This is a genomic window from Bradyrhizobium sp. USDA 3650, from assembly GCF_054057395.1.
Genome location: NZ_JBSRZG010000001.1, coordinates 3,255,429 through 3,268,871 on the forward strand (window position 1 = coordinate 3,255,429; position 13,443 = coordinate 3,268,871).

Consider the following 13,443-nt stretch of genomic DNA (forward strand, 5'->3'; position numbering starts at 1 on the left):
ACGGATACACCCCAACAACGTCTCATAACAACAGGAGAGAAAGATGAAGTCAGCACTGAAAATGGCCGCTTACACGCTGGGCTTTCTCGCGGTGATGCAGTCCGCTCACGCGGCGGATTGCACGCAGATCATGGGCAACGCCGAAAGCAAAGAAGGGGTCAGCGTCTGCAGCGACGGCAGCGTCGAGGTCGGCGGCAAGATCAAGGACGTGTCCACGCACACGCCGCTCGGTGGGCCGAACGGCTTTCCCCAGGAGACAGGCCGTAAGGCCGAGGAGACCGTCCATGCCGTCGGCGCGGGCGTTGAGCATGCGACCCACGAAGTGGGCAAGGCCTTCGCCAAGGCGTTTGGCTGGTAGCCCAAGGGACGACTCTCTTGTCCCGACTACAGGTGGGTCTCGTAAGATTGGATGGAGGGCCGATTTTCGGTCCTCCATTTTCCTAGTGGGTTTCCCGATTTCTTGGGTGCCTCGAGATCCGATCTTTTCCTGGCAGATCAGACCCAGATGTCGCTTGGCGCCGGAACAATGCGCTTGGTAGTGCGCTAAGGGATATCCTTGGCTCCGCCCGGGAATTGAGGGTGCAAACCGGCTGCCTCGTTTCGAGGTAACCGGCCTCAACGCTTCGGCGGGGAGCTCCTCGTTCGTCGAAGCCTTACCCGTCGGAAATTCACTTCCGGAAATGAGAGATGGGTTTGCGACCCGGTCGGACCTCGATCATCCCAGGTTGATTCAATTGCTCCCATTCCCTCGCGTTGCACGCTGCTATTGTAGCACCCTCGAATCAAACGACTCCTTCGGACCAGGCCAGTTGCTCAGCCATGTCACCAACAACCACTGCCTCCTCCACCCCATCATCCATCAAGCGCTCGTTTCGAGACCTGTCGGATATCGAGGTCGCGGATATCGAAAGAGCATCAAGTCTCTCGCGCATGGGCTGGAGCGGTGGTTTTGGTTGGGACGAGCTGTTGCGCTCGCAACGCGTGGTCATAGTTTCCGAAGCTGGCGCGGGAAAGACTTACGAGTGCCAAACACAGCAGGCCAGGCTCTGGAAGGCTGGCGAACCAGCATTCTTTCTGGAACTCGCGACGCTGGGCGGCAGTTCAGTCCGCGATATGCTGACCTATGACGAGGAGCAGCGCTTCGAGGCGTGGCTACGCTCCCAATCCGAGATTGCGACCTTCTTCCTGGACTCTTACGACGAACTTAAGCTGACGCTTGGGAGCTTTGAGCAAGCGCTGAAACGTCTCAACAAGGCGCTGGCGGGGCAGCTCGGACGCGCGAGAATAATCGTCACAACGCGGCCGGTTCCGATCGACCGCGAGCTTTTTGCCGAACATTTGCCGATACCAACTGCGAGAAAGGCGACGTCTACAGCCGAAGCGTTCGCCGACATGGTGATGGACCGGCACCAACAAAAGATCAAGGATGAAACCAGGCCAAAGCCATGGCGCAATGTCAGTCTGATGCCGCTATCGACGGAGCAGATGCGCGAGTTTGCCGTTCTCCAGGGCGTGACCGATCCCGACAAATTGCTGGCCGACATCCGGGAGCGCGATGCGGAACAATTCGCGGAACGTCCCCAAGACTTGATCGAGTTGTGCTCGGATTGGCGCGAGCATCATCGCATTCGTTCCCATCGAGAACAGGTTGAGAGCAACATCGCCACCAAGCTGAAGCCGAGGACGGCCCCGAAGGAGAGAGTGGAGTTCTCGCAAGAAACGGCAATTGAAGGCTCCAGCCGCCTGGCTCTCGCTGCGTTGCTGACCCGGAAGGTTACCCTGCGCCACTCGGCAGATGCGGACAGCGTCCACGCAAGCGAGGCAGCGCTGGACGTATCCAAGATCTTGCTGGACTGGAGCGACGCGGCACAATCGGTCCTCTTGGAGCGAGCGTTGTTTGGCTTCGCCAGCTATGGCCGCGTTCGCTTTCACCACCGGTCCGTGCTCGAGTTTCTTGCCGCGAAGCGGCTCGACGCCCTGCTCGCCCGCGGTGTTTCGATCAAATCCATCAAGCGGCTCTTGTTCGTAGAGACGGCGCAAGGGGTACGGACGGTCCGCCCCTCGATGCATCCGGTGGCGGCGTGGCTTTCTCTTTGGCACCACACCATCTTTGATGATATCGTGGAACTTGATCCGGCTGTCGTTTTGGATCACGGCGACCCGCAGTCGCTGAGTGTGGCCCAGCGGATCAGAGCGCTCGAAGCTTATGTCGAGCGCTACGGCCGCGGCGGCTGGCGCGGCCTCAGCACCCCGGAAATCCAGGTTCATCGGTTCGCCTCGCCGGAACTTGCGCCGAGTGTTAGGAGGCTATGGAAATCCGGGATCGAAAATCCGGAAGTGCGAAGCCTTTTGCTCCGGATCGTTATTGCCGGAAAGCTAAAGGCGTGTGCGGACATCGTTTATGCGATTGCGATGGATGCTGCCGGCGATGATTATGAACGCAGCCTCGCAACTGAAGCCTTGGTGCACCTGAGCGACGAGCATCTCGAAGCACTGGCAGAGTCGCTCGAAAACGAGCCTGCTCGATGGCCTGACGCGATGGGCCGCCGTGCGCTGATCACCTTGTTCCCTACCCATCTTTCGGTAAGCCGATTGTCACGAATATTGAAGCGGGTAAAGCAGAATGTCCGTAGCATCGGCGAACTAAATCACCGTCTGCCACACGAGATTGAGATCGCGGGCCTCTCACCAGAGGATCTTGATGAATTGCGCCAAGCGCTGACGGATCTGATCCTTGATGGGATCGCGTGGGCCCCTGATAAATACCCGCATGTACGAACCAAACGCTACGAGCTGTTGCCGGCACTTATAGCAACATGCCGCCGGCAGGAGGCTGAAGGCGTCCGGACGGAAGCGTGGATTTCGTCGAGCCTACTTGCAATTCGGCTCTCAAAGAACGAGCATGGCACCGAGAGAGAGGCTCTAGCCAGATTGCGGCACGCGCTCGGAGAACTTTCTCCGGAAGCGCGAGAGACGGCCTTTTGGAAGGAAGATGCTTTCGTCGCGACGATTCATAAGGTCAAGGACGCCTGGCAACGCATCTTCGACGTGTCCCACCATGGTGGCATCCCGCTCGGCGAAAAGGATGCTGCATGGGTTCGAAAACGCCTCGCCGAGCGTCAGGAGCCGCTCGACCATCGCGAGATGATGCTATGGGCCGAGATGGTCTTGCTCACAAGCAACGCGACCGATCCTCAGACGCTGCTTGAAAGCCTCAAGCCGCTTGTTTCGGACTCGTCCGCCCTCACCACGATCATCGATAATCGCCTGAAGCCGCAGGATGGCTCAGCCGAATGCCGCCGGATGGAGGCGGAGCGAGCAAAACAGGCAAAGCAAGCCGAACGTCGGACAGCCAAGGCACATGCAAGCTGGATGATGTTTTGGCGTGAGATCGTGCAAAATCCGGACGCGGTCTTTGCTGCGGATCGCGCCGCCGGTACAGCCTGGGATCTATGGCGGGCGGTCGAGCGCTCAGGTGAAAAAAGCCGGGCTTCAGGATGGAATCGACGCTTCATCCAGGAACAGTTCGGCGCGGCCTTCGCTAACCGACTTCGTGAAACAATGATGGCCGCGTGGCGCAGGGATAGACCGACGCTGCGCAGTGAACGCGCGGAAGAACAAAAGGACTCGTTCTTGGTTCGCTGGCAGTTTGGCCTCGCCGGGATTGCCGCAGAGGCGGAGGATCCAAATTGGGCCAAGCGGCTAACGGAGAGCGAAGCTGAGCTCGCCTGCCGCTACGCGCCGATAGAGCTCAACAGCTTTCCGTCGTGGCTCGAAGCACTTGCGGTCGAGTATCCGCAAACCGTGGATCGCGTCCTTGGTCAGGAACTCAGCGTCTCCCCGCAAGAGGTCACGAGAACGAACGGCTATTCGATGTTCCTGCAGAATATCAACCACGCACCGGCCATCGTAGCCGCCCTCTTTGTTCCGCGTATCCGCACTTGGTTGGCCGAGGTGGCGCAGAGTCAGACTCTCGCCAATGATCCGCAGTATGAGCAAAACCTGCGTCAGGCGATCGAAATCCTAATCAAATCGGGTAGCGATGACGATCGCAGCTTTGTAGAGCTGGCCGCACAGCAACGTCTCGCTGTGGGACTCACCCTTCCTTTCGCAAAGGTGTGGTTGCCAGCGCTTCTAAACCTAAATCCGGGCGCAGGCATCGATCTCCTGGAGAAGGGTCTCGCGAATATGCCGGCCGCCAAGCTGGGCTCGGGCGTTCAGTTATTTGCGGACCTTTTCGGCCACGAATACGGCGGTCTTGGTTTCGATCTCCACGGGCCTGGATTTACACCACCGCTTTTGCTTCGCCTTCTCCGGCTCGCCTATGCCCAAGTTCGGATAGGCGACGATACGCAGCACGAAGGGTCGCATTCTCTTGACACGCGGGACCACGCTGAGCGGGGGCGGAGCGCAATCTTAAGCGCGCTGTTCGCTTCAACCGGCCCTGAAGGCTGGGCGGCAAAGATCGAAATGGCCGGCGATCCGTTGTACGTGCATATCAAGGACCGCACCATGGCGCTCGCGCAGCAAAAAGCGGCGGAGGAAGCGGACAGCGTTGCGCTTACGGAGACGGAATTCTCAATTCTTGACAAGACCGGAGAGGCGCAACCAAAGAACCGCGAAGCGATGTTTGCGCTCATGCAGGACCGTCTCGATGACATTGACGACCTGTTGCTTCAGGACGTGTCGCCTCGCGAGCTATGGGCCAGCATCAGAGACGAACACGTGATGCGGCGAGCATTGGCTGGCGTCCTTCGGGACGCCGCCAGGCAAAACTACACCATCGATCAGGAGGCGGTGACGGCAGACGAGAAGGAGACCGACATTCGGTTTCGATCGACTGTGTCCGGACAGCAAGGAACGATTGAACTCAAACTCGGAGATGAGCGCTCCGGAACCGACCTGTTCAACACGATCCACAATCAACTCTTGACCAAATACATGGCCGCCGACGAGTGCCGTACAGGATGTCTTCTTGTGACCATCGCAAAGATTCGCGAATGGGAGCATCCCCAGACCGGCAAGCTCATCGGGTTCGAGGAATTAATGTCCTTACTGAACGATGAAGCGCAACGAATATCGAGGGAACTCGGAGGGACAGCCAAGCTCATGGCAAGGGGATTGGACTTGAGACCTCGACTGTCTTCGGAAAAGAGCTCTCGGGCAAAGTGCCGCCTGGACTAGGTTACTTAATGGCCTGTCGTATCAGCCTCACCCGCTTGCCTTGGCACGACTGATGACACCTCCATAAAACTGACCAGCTTTGTATCGATGCCGTGAAAGACGGCGGCGAACTTCGGCTGGAACGGGCCCCGCTTGGTGACATTGTGACGTGCCTGACGGCCGATCGCATGCATGATGAAGTCGGCGACTTCGAGGCCGGGTCCGCCCTCCTGCCTTCGCATGAAATAGCACTCGACCGGCAGCGGCTTCCCATTTTGCACGAGAGAGAAGTTCTGGAACGCTGCTCGCGTGCGACGGTCTCCGAGCGTGCCTTCAACAGGTAGATCTGTCGTTAATGGGTTGCAAAACAGACGGCGCTCACCCATTGTGCGATACTGGGCAAGCCCGCTGGGCACTGTGATTCTGATTGCCGCAGCATCACAGCCTAGCGCTGTGAGGATATTCTCTTGGACAATCTTGCTATTCTCAACGCAGAGCTTGCTCATTGCCGTGCAGAACTCGAAGCAATCGGACGAGACGTAACTAGGCTGCTCGCTTGCGCTGCAACGCGAGGCGCCGCGGAAATCTTGCCCGAATTGGAGAAGGCATCGACGCGAATGCGCCAGGCGGCACAGCAGTTCGAGGCAGTGACGCGGGCGATCGCTGAAGGCAGCCAACGGCGTATTCATTGAAAACGGCTGCAGTCTGGTTGCGATCGGCCCCGCACTTCAATGCCCTGGGCCAGCGGCAACAAAGCAGCGTTTTAGATTACGCCAACTTGCATTTCCGAATTCCGATAGCCTCTTGAAGCAACTATGATGTTGCGCATTTTACGACACCAGCGGCATTCGTTGGCTAATTGGCAGGAAGAACAACCATCCTCACCTCAACCGCCCCCGGCAGGTGAGCTGGTGGTGTCGTCATTACATCAAAGAATGTAAAGTGGTCGAGGGCGGCTTGAGATTGACGGGTCCACCAGTTGCCCAGCCGCCCTCCCTTACGCTTATCGAACGGGAATTTTCGCAATCTCGATCGTTGGACGAAGCGTCTCCTGCTGCTCTGCCGAAAAACGACAGGAAAGTTAGTGGGAATGTAATCACCGCATGGTAACCTGCACATCCAATATCGGTCCACTAGCCGCGCGTTTTTCGATCAAGGCGTCCTGCTTTTCCCTAGTTCCGGACGTCTTCATTTCAGCTTGGGGCTTAAATGAATGTCGCAGCGAGTTTGCCGACTTGTTCCGCGACATTGAACGTCGCCAGCGATGCATACGCGATCAGGAATTTCTTCTGGAGGTGTTGGAACGCGACGGTCACGACGTGACCGAACAGAGGAGGCCGCTAGAGACAGATCGAGCGCACCTCGCTTCTCTCATTGCCGAACAGCTGAGGCTTTGCACGAAGTAAGTCGGTCGTGGAGCTGAACAGAACAGACCACACCCGGATGACGAGCACTGGTCCAAAGGAGTGTTCGACAAGGGCCATGCCGTCTTTTCCAGTTTGCACCGTGCGGATTCCGATCGATGTCGCCCAGGATTCCGAGATGATCTCGCCCACCATTCCGATTTGAAGTCGCCCACCCGTACTCTTTCGGCTTTGCGAAGGGGACCCTGGATGCCGACGGAGAGGCTTGCGATGCGCCGTGTGCGCGATGTGATCAGAATGAAGGCGGCCGGGCTGCCGAGCCGCGAGATTGCGCGACGGGTGGGCGCGGCGCCCTCGACGGTGCGCCTGGCGCTCCGGCGGTTCGAGGCCGCGGGCTTGAGCTGGCCGTTGCCAGACGACGTCACCGACACGGTTCTGGAACTTCGCCTGTTCGCGAAGACCGGCAATGGCAACCGTCAGGGTCACCGCCGCATCGCCGAGCCCGACTGGGCGACCGTGCACCGCGAGCTCAAACGCAAGCACGTGACGCTGTCGATCCTGTGGGAGGAATATATCGCCACCGAGCCCGGCGGATACCGGTACTCGCGCTTCTGTGAGCTCTACCGCGCCTGGGAGGGCCGCCTGTCGGTGACGATGCGCCAGGCCCATGCGGCCGGCGACAAGTTGTTCGTCGACTATGCCGGCGATGGCGTGCCGGTGGTGGTCGACCGCCTGACCGGTGAGCGCAGAACGGCGCAGATCTTCGTCGCCGTGCTCGGCGCATCGAGCTTCACCTACGCGCAGGCGACGTGGACGCAGGGCTCGCCGACTGGATTAGCGCCCATGTTGGCGCCTTCGCGGCGATCGGCGGCATACCGGCGCTGGTGGTGCCCGACAACACCAAGGTCGCGGTCATTAAGGCGAGCCTGTACGACCCGCAGATCAATCGTACCTACGCGGAGATGGCGGCGCATTACGGCACCGCCATCTTGCCGGCGCGGCCGCGCAAGCCGCGCGACAAGGCCAAGGTCGAGCAGGCCGTCCTCATCGTCGAGCGCTGGCTGCTCGGCCGCCTGCGCCATCGCACCTTCTACAGCCTGGCCGAGGTCAATGCGGCGATCGGCGAACTGCTCACGAGGCTGAATGAGGAACGGCCGATCCGGCGGCTCGGCGTGACACGCCGCCGGTTGCTCGAGGAGGTCGACCGGCCGGCGCTCAAGCCATTGCCGGCGTCCCCCTATGTCCTCGCCGAGTGGCGGATCATCCGCCGCGTCAGTCTCGATTGCCACGTCGAGGTGGAGAAGCATTACTACAGCGTTCCGCATCGCTTCGCCCGCGCCGAGGTCGAGGTGCGGTTCACGGCCCGTACCGTCGAGATCTTCCACAAGGGCGAGCGGATCGCCGCGCATCAGCGCATGAGCGGCAATCACAAACACACCACCGTGCCGGAGCACATGGCCTCCAGCCATCGGCGCTACGCCGGCTGGACCATCGCGCGTATCCGCCAGGACGCCGCCGCGATCGGGCCGGCGACCAGCGCGTTGTGCGACCTCATTCTCGACGAGCGCTCGCACCCCGAGCAAGGCTTCCGCGCCTGCCTCGGCATCCTCAGGCTCGCCGCCTCCTATGGGCGCGAACGGCTGGACGCCGCGGCTGCGCGGGCAATCGACATCGGCGCGCGCACCTATGGTTCGGTCAAGTCGATCCTCGCCAACAATCTCGATCGGCGTTCTGCGCACCAGCGTTCCGCGGACGATGCGCCGATCCTGCATGCCAACATCCGCGGACCGCGCTACTACAATTAGGAGATCATCCCTTGCTCACCCATCCGACCCTCGACCGCCTCAACGCCCTCGGCCTCCACGGCATGGCCAAGGCCCGAAGCCACCGGTGAGGCCGCAAGCCTCGGTCACACCGAATGGCTTGCGCTGCTGCTCGAACGTGAAGCCTCGCTGCGGCACGACAAACGGCTCGCCACTCGCCTGCGTTACGCCAAGCTGCGCCAGCAGGCGTGCGTCGAGGACATCGACTACCGCACCCCGCGCGGTCTCGACCGCTCGCTGTTCGCTAAGCTTGTCGAGGGCCGCTGGATCGACGACCACTCAATCTCCTGATCTGCGGCCCGGCCGGCGTTGGCAAGAGTTGGCTCGCCTCGGCGCTCGGCCACAAGGCCTGTCGCGACAATCGCTCCGTGCTCTATCAGCGCGTCCCGCGACTGTTCGACGATCTGGCGCTCGCCCGCGGCGACGGCCGCCATCCACGCCTGTTGCGCGGCCTTGGCCGTGTCGATCTGCTGATCCTCGATGATTGGGGACTCGAGCCGCTCGACGCCGGTGCCCGTCACGACCTCCTGGAAATCCTCGAAGATCGCTACGGTCATCGCTCCACCATCGTCACCAGCCAGCTCCCCGTGGACCAGTGGCATCTGCTCATTGGAGATCCCACCTATGCCGACGCCGTGCTCGATCGCCTCGTCCACAATGCCCATCGGCTCGACCTCACCGGTGAGAGCCTGCGCCGAACCCGGCAATCCGCCCGAAGGACTTGAGCCCGTGGCGCTGTGGACATGCCGCTGCGCTTGGACAACGCAATCGCGTCGCCCACATGCCCACAGCAACCGCAGAAGAAGAAAAACAGGTTGAAGTCGCGATTCCAGATTGACCACGCGGCTTGACCGATGCCAGAGAACCAGCCGGCCAGAACGCCTCGCCGCTGGGCGAGATCAAATCGGAAAGGTGGGCGACATCGTCTCGGAATCCACGGGCGACTTCATATCGGTACGCCTGGGCGACTTCGTCGGAATCCGCAGCACCGCAATCAGCGTTCTAAAGAAACTATGTGAATTGTGACCAAAGTGATTTTCTTGTGCCCTAAATGCGCAGGTGCCTTCGTAGCTGACCAAATCCGCCGGGAAGTCCGAGAGCCTGGTCACTTCAGGTGCGCATTCTGCAAAACCAACGTGCACCGGTGGCGGGACGAATATGATTTTGCGAACTGGCGCTCCGTACCGAGAAGCGATGGCTAAGAACTTCTTGGGAACTACACATATCGCCGCTTCGGTCCTAAGCGGATCATCTCCTTCCCATCTTGGTGTGCAGATCCTCTACGCGGTTAGGCTGGAGATGAATGTCTAAAGCCTTCTCCCCGGAGTGTGGGAAGAAAACGCGGTTCGGCTTCGCGTGCAGACTGCGGACGTAGTAGCCTTGTGCCCGAACGGCTGATTTGATTTCGTCGCTGACCTTGAGAACTCTTGCTCTTCTCTTGCGCCACTTGTGTGCAGAGTAAAGCAGGGGTACGGCAGAGCCTGTACTCAGAACGAGCAAGTCGCGCTTGCTGCTGCGATAGACATCATACATTTCGCCCCCGCGATCATATTGAAGTACGCATGAAATATATTTTGGTTGGCTCGATGAAGGAGCTTAGTATCTCGAATGGCAGCGCGGGTTGTAAATATGCAACGCGCGCGAGTTTTGGCTCGCTGCCTCCCAAATGATGGCAAACTGAGGTAAGATTGTCGATAAAGACAAGGAGTTCGTCGAAGCCGACCATGCCGTACGCCCGCTTGATCTCGAATTGATTGTCGAGAGAATCAAGACAACCACGTTGGAGCCCGAATTGGAGCAACAGGCCTAGGCTTTGTGGCTCGTCTTGTGATGCAGTCGCAATCAAGCCCCCGAGTTGAGCCGAACAGTCGCCCCACACCTAAAGGGGCTCTCCAGATATGACGTTCGCGCTCTAACGCCGATCGGCGGTGATACTTCTTTTGATCGTTGGTCGGGCCGACACAGGTGATGCAATGCTGTCTGACCTGGCGTCCATGTTGCTTGCAGAGCGTCCGTCGCAGTGCGGCAAATTACGCGAAATGGACTTCGCCATCGATCACGAGTCATCGAAGTGCCGGCCGCACGGAAAGCTGTAGCGCCAGAACCTTGGCTGTCCAACGTCAATTCACGATGCGATCGCCTCGGCTGGCGACACCTCTTCGCCCTGCGGTGGTCAGACACGTCGTCCAACCCCAGTTTGCGTGCTTAGATAGCGCTTCCGCGTGTGGATGCCGGTAGACGTTGCGATAACCGTAGGAAATCACCAGTTGTCCATGCCTGTTATTCGGCATCGGCACCGACGCCGCGTCCGCATTGAAGCGCGCACCATGATGAGTTGCGACGAGGTGATCTACCTTCGTGGCATTGGCATGCATGAGGTACGCATAGTCCGCGTCTCCGGTCAGCAAGGCCGACCGTCCGCTAGTGAGGGTGGCAAGGATGGTCAATCCGCTATCATTGAGATCGCGGGCCGGGCCTCGACTCCTTACCAATTCACCAAACGGAAAGCGGATTCTTGCGTTGGCGGGGCGTACGAGCAGATTGCCCTTTTGGGCGAGTATTCGCGCCAGTCGCGCCGCGCCAGGCCCCAGCCGCTGATTGGGAACAATCCAGCGACATTCTAGCAGATGGGGGAGGTGGAAGGCACCGTGAAGATGATCCCAATCCCAATGCGACAGAACGATCGGGGGCGCCTCGCTTCGATTGACGTCGAAATTGGAGGGGAATGTATGGCGATTGAAGGAGATCGGAAATCCGACATCGAAGTGCAGAATGGCGCGGCCGCGATCATCGCATAGGGAGACAAAGTTTGCCTGACCGACGTCCCTGACCAGGACAGATGCCGCTTGTGGGACCCTTTTGAGAACAGTCGATATTGCGGCGCGCGTTGCCGGCTTCGGCAATGGCGCACAGGCAGTGACGAGCGAACGCGGCAGCCCTAGCCGTGGGGCGGCAGCGGCACCGAGAGTTTGGGGTCTCGATCGCGGCCCTCGGGTCTCGTCCGGTGTATCAAGCTGCCGCGCGTAGGTGAGGACTCCGCGTGCGTGCGCCGAGTAGCCGTTGCCTTCAAGTTGAGCGTGCCATGCCGGCAGGCCGGAGCCATCCCGCTCGATCTCGAGATAAAACCAATCGGCTGGCGCCGGTGTCGCGCCCGCAAAGTGGCCAAATCGGGCTGGTGTCGTCACTACGCGCATGAGCGCGAATGGTTTGGTCTGTTCAGCACGAAACCCGTCCAAGAGCCGCGGTCCGGCGCCATCAACATAGTCGGCATCGATGCAATCAAATTCGAAGGATGCACGGCGATGAGGGCTCGTGCTCAATGAATCCACTCGCGAGACGCGCGCGTACAGTCCTCTGCGGGGAAACTCTGGCGGGATGCGGATAAAGAAGAAAAAGAAGATAACCTCCCACGGTCAAAACTCACCGATGCGGCGCGTCTTAGCTGCGACCACGCCGATTGAGGGCGCTATTTTTTATCAAGAGGTCGACCAGCATCTGATCCGACAGGCCCAATTCAATGAAGGTGGCACTCCGACACAGTCAACTCGCCGTTCCAGAGTCTTTCGAGAAAGCCGCTTGATAAAGCTCCTCAATCCTCGTGACTTCATCCGGCGTTAGTTCGGAGAATTCGTTGTCGCGGGCACGCTTTGAGAGTTGTCCTCCATTCTGTTGCAGGAATCCGAAGAGGTTATTGAGCGTCCGCTCCGGCATTTCGATCATGTTCTCGATGCCCGCGCGGAAGGTATCGAAGCTCCGTAAAAATTGCGTTTCCTTTGGAAGATCTTGTTCGATGGTCCTCTGCACGCATTCGTACAGAAACTCGGCGTGGGGCGTCGCGTCGAAGAAACGATAAAAATCACCGGTATCGTTCAAGACCTTGACGTTGCCCTGTGGGGTCGATTCCCATTCAACACATGGAAGCAATCTAGTCGAATAGCTTTCCAACACGGTCTTGTATTCGCTGATCTTGTCGAGAATCGCGGCAGAAACCGGAAAGTGGATCCCGGCGGGATTGAATCCGCGCCGTGCCAGAACATGGTGCATCAGGTATCGGTGAATGCGTCCGTTGCCGTCCTCGAACGGGTGGATATAAACGAACCCGAAGGCGAGCACGGCGGCAGCGACGACAGGATCAAGCTCGTTTTCCGCCGCATGATCGAACGCGATCAGTCCGCGCACGAGGGAGGGGATATCTTCGTGACGCGCGCTGATATGATCCGGGACAGGTCGCTGCGTCTCACGGTCATGCTCGCCGACGAAACCACCTTCGTTACGGAAGCCAAGTTTCACGAAGCGCTCATCGCCGATCACGATGCGCTGCAGGCGTAGAAACTCCGCCTCGTCGAGCGGGGCCCGTCCCGCTTCACCGATGACCCGGCCCCACCGCTGGATACGGTCCTGTGGCGGTCTCTCTCCTTCAATGACGTAGCTTGACCTTGAATCCTTGAGAAGAAGGAAGGCGGCGGTTCGCGCCAGCAGATCCTTTGGAACCTGGCTCACCACGAAACGGGCGCGCTCCTTGAGATCCTGCGCAATAAATTCGCTCAGCGCTGCAGTCTTGAAAACAAGCGGACAAAATTCCGGCGTTCCTGGCAAATTGTTCCGGACGCGGTGTCGTGCCGAATTCTGCCCGGAGGTCGCATGTTGAAGTTCGGTATCGACGGCGTCGACGTAAGAGACTTTATCTGCCGCAGGCAGGTTGAGTTGGCGGCCCAATAGCCATTCATGCAGAAACCAGATACGACGCGTATACAGACCGGTCGGCTTCTGTCTCACAAGATCCGCAATCTCATCCTCGTTCACAGTGAGGAAAAGCCGTTTCAGGATTGCAAGGTCTAGTCCTTCATTCTTGAGAGCGAAGGTGAGATGCCCCTCAAGCGTCGCGTCCGGCGCATGGCGCGGCGTGTAGATGCGCCACCCCTCCTGCTCAATGATCCGGTGCTTTGTTCCGATTGCGGAAAGCACGCGCGGGACCGGGACGGATAGGCTGTAGGCGTCAACCAGCGCAGCATAGCCAACAGGAGTTGCTATCTCCGGCAGCCGCCGGTCATGAATAACAGACACTGGTCCTGAAAACTTTGTCTGCATTGTCC

General features: G+C 59.3%; 6 protein-coding genes and 2 pseudogenes. 4 read left to right on the plus strand and 4 right to left on the minus strand.

What is annotated here, in order from left to right; genetic code table 11:
- The first annotated feature begins 43 nt into the window (after window positions 1-43).
- Together ACVIN2_RS15130 and ACVIN2_RS15135 are read left to right on the plus strand one after the other, a co-directional pair.
- On the plus strand, window positions 44-358 hold the full coding sequence (locus ACVIN2_RS15130) for a hypothetical protein (protein WP_317245302.1): 315 nt from the start codon (window positions 44-46) through the stop codon (window positions 356-358).
- 461 nt (window positions 359-819) lie between these two features.
- Window positions 820-5,184, plus strand: coding sequence for a hypothetical protein (locus ACVIN2_RS15135; protein ID WP_456766186.1), 4,365 nt, complete (start codon window positions 820-822; stop codon window positions 5,182-5,184).
- Between the two features lie 5 nt (window positions 5,185-5,189).
- Here the strand turns inward: ACVIN2_RS15135 and ACVIN2_RS15140 are convergent, their stop codons facing one another.
- Window positions 5,190-5,852, minus strand: coding sequence for a hypothetical protein (locus ACVIN2_RS15140; RefSeq protein ID WP_456766187.1), 663 nt, complete (start codon window positions 5,850-5,852; stop codon window positions 5,190-5,192).
- Between the two features lie 945 nt (window positions 5,853-6,797).
- Between ACVIN2_RS15140 and istA the strand changes: the two are divergent.
- Together istA and istB are read left to right on the plus strand one after the other, a co-directional pair.
- Window positions 6,798-8,332: pseudogene (istA, locus tag ACVIN2_RS15145) on the plus strand (IS21 family transposase).
- 11 nt (window positions 8,333-8,343) lie between these two features.
- A pseudogene (gene istB, locus ACVIN2_RS15150) lies at window positions 8,344-9,075 on the plus strand (IS21-like element helper ATPase IstB).
- Between the two features lie 523 nt (window positions 9,076-9,598).
- On the opposite strand, the gene ACVIN2_RS15155 reads toward istB, so the two are convergent.
- The 3 genes from ACVIN2_RS15155 to ACVIN2_RS15165 all read right to left on the minus strand — a co-directional run bounded on the left by ACVIN2_RS15155 (window position 9,599) and on the right by ACVIN2_RS15165 (window position 13,438).
- Window positions 9,599-9,883: a hypothetical protein gene (locus ACVIN2_RS15155; RefSeq protein WP_456766188.1), complete on the minus strand. Its 285-nt coding sequence runs from the start codon at window positions 9,881-9,883 to the stop codon at window positions 9,599-9,601.
- Between the two features lie 587 nt (window positions 9,884-10,470).
- A complete protein-coding gene (locus ACVIN2_RS15160; protein ID WP_456766189.1) occupies window positions 10,471-11,679 on the minus strand; it encodes a metallo-hydrolase/oxidoreductase in 1,209 nt (402 codons plus the stop codon).
- 211 nt (window positions 11,680-11,890) lie between these two features.
- Window positions 11,891-13,438, minus strand: coding sequence for a Fic family protein (locus ACVIN2_RS15165; RefSeq protein WP_317245308.1), 1,548 nt, complete (start codon window positions 13,436-13,438; stop codon window positions 11,891-11,893).
- Window positions 13,439-13,443: the final 5 nt, after the last annotated feature.

What these genes read in the sequence shown, in the direction of transcription:
- ACVIN2_RS15135 (WP_456766186.1), top strand. Translation starts at nt 820, where the DNA reads ATGTCACCAACAACCACTGCCTCCTCCACCCCATCATCCATCAAGCGC.
- ACVIN2_RS15140 (WP_456766187.1), bottom strand. Translation starts at nt 5,852, where the DNA reads ATGAATACGCCGTTGGCTGCCTTCAGCGATCGCCCGCGTCACTGCCTC.
- ACVIN2_RS15165 (WP_317245308.1), bottom strand. Translation starts at nt 13,438, where the DNA reads ATGCAGACAAAGTTTTCAGGACCAGTGTCTGTTATTCATGACCGGCGG.
- ACVIN2_RS15155 (WP_456766188.1), bottom strand. Translation starts at nt 9,883, where the DNA reads ATGTATGATGTCTATCGCAGCAGCAAGCGCGACTTGCTCGTTCTGAGT.
- ACVIN2_RS15130 (WP_317245302.1), top strand. Translation starts at nt 44, where the DNA reads ATGAAGTCAGCACTGAAAATGGCCGCTTACACGCTGGGCTTTCTCGCG.